This window comes from Tenebrionibacter intestinalis (assembly GCF_016632365.1).
Lineage (GTDB): Bacteria > Pseudomonadota > Gammaproteobacteria > Enterobacterales > Enterobacteriaceae > Tenebrionibacter > Tenebrionibacter intestinalis.
The window spans coordinates 1-1373 of record NZ_JAEPBH010000128.1 but is presented as its reverse complement, the minus strand read 5'-3'; the positions used below and the strand labels follow the sequence as shown (position 1 = coordinate 1373).

Genomic DNA, 1373 nt, shown 5'->3' with positions numbered 1-1373 from the left:
GTTGATATGGCTGACGCAGATACTAAGCCAGAGTGCCCCACATCCACAACCCGCCGTTACACCGTGGGTTATATCCGGGATTCACGAACGTTTACGCCGTTTCCGTCCATTACACTTAAGGGCAACTGGATGAAAACGCTGGGGTTTGAGACGGGACAGAAGATCGAGGTGCTGGCCGAGCCGGGACAACTGATAGTCCGGCTGGCTGCTGAGAGATAAGGCAGATAAAAAAATACCGGCTTTCGAGCCGGTATTTTGTATTATGGACCTTCCCAATGTAGCTTAGGCTTTAAGTTATCAGGAACTATCTTAAATAACGCCATTATATATTCAATATTTTTATCATAATTTGGTGATATATCAGAACTGCATTTTTCAAAATAATATTTTGCCTGATTATTCAAGAACCATATATCATGCTCCACCATATCACGCTCTAAAATACTTTTAGGTAAATTATGTATTAGCTCTGTCTCAAAGTAACAGGATATATCCCTTGCTTTCACCCAGGCATTTTGCGATTGAATGCTTCTTACATAAGGTAAGACAAGATTAAACATCTGGATGTATATTTCTGATTTTGTCATTTTATCAACCCCCATCAACGCTTAGGCATAGATACTGAACCGGCAGGAGCATTTTTGCTTTGGGTCCAAACACCATTCTTTAATAGCTGTTCGATATATTTCGCATCACCAGTCTGCTTATATATCTCTTGAGCTGCTACCATTCGATGATTTCCTTCCGTTATATAGTAACGCCCTTGACTATCAACATAACCAGCTATTTTACCTTTAGGATCTGAGAATTTGAAATTACCGTCTAACATATCTTTCTTGAGAGTATCGACATAATCGGGATTTCTTAACCCTACCTGTAAACTTTTAATAGTCACAGGATAAGATTGTGAAGTTATCGTAGCTTTTGCTAACTGAATTATGTCTTTACTTATTTTCGGTATGGAAGCTAATGCTGCCTGATTTTCAGGATCAGATATAAACGCCGCAAACTTTATCCACTCAGAGCTGTTAGTATCAATATTAGCCAGATCCTGACCATTCCACTGCTGGACGTAAGCTTTGGCTTCCTCACTGGTCATGACATCGGCACCGATACCACTCAACCAGCCGGGACGATCTGCCATATCATAGCCGCCCTGGGCGATTTCTTTATCAACAACCTGGGCTTCCAGCGGATTATCTTTCAGTTTCTGCTCAGTTTCAGCACTCTGTTTATCGCTGATCTGTTTCCACTTATCGATAACAGCCTGACAGTCACCACCTGATTTCCGGCAATCTGACAACTCTTTATCAAAAGCCAGTGCCTGGGTACTACTCAGATAGTTATTCTCAACTAAAACCCTTTTACCTTAA

General features: G+C 41.2%; 3 protein-coding genes. 1 reads left to right on the top strand and 2 read right to left on the bottom strand.

Annotated features, from left to right (window positions below):
* On the top strand, positions 1–219 hold a 219-nt coding region (locus tag JJB97_RS18040), incomplete at its 5' end, for a SymE family type I addiction module toxin (RefSeq protein WP_317981593.1).
* Positions 220–260: 41 nt separating this feature from the next.
* Here the strand turns inward: JJB97_RS18040 and JJB97_RS18035 are convergent.
* Positions 261–587: a zinc ABC transporter substrate-binding protein gene (locus JJB97_RS18035; protein ID WP_238715451.1), complete on the bottom strand. Its 327-nt coding sequence runs from the start codon at positions 585–587 to the stop codon at positions 261–263.
* Between the two features lie 14 nt (positions 588–601).
* The gene (locus JJB97_RS18030) at positions 602–1303 is read right to left on the bottom strand and encodes a ParB N-terminal domain-containing protein (RefSeq protein ID WP_238715450.1); all 702 of its coding nucleotides are present in this window, start codon (positions 1301–1303) and stop codon (positions 602–604) included.
* Between the last annotated feature and the right edge of the window lie 70 nt (positions 1304–1373).

What these genes read in the sequence shown, in the direction of transcription:
- JJB97_RS18035 (WP_238715451.1), bottom strand. Translation starts at nt 587, where the DNA reads ATGACAAAATCAGAAATATACATCCAGATGTTTAATCTTGTCTTACCT.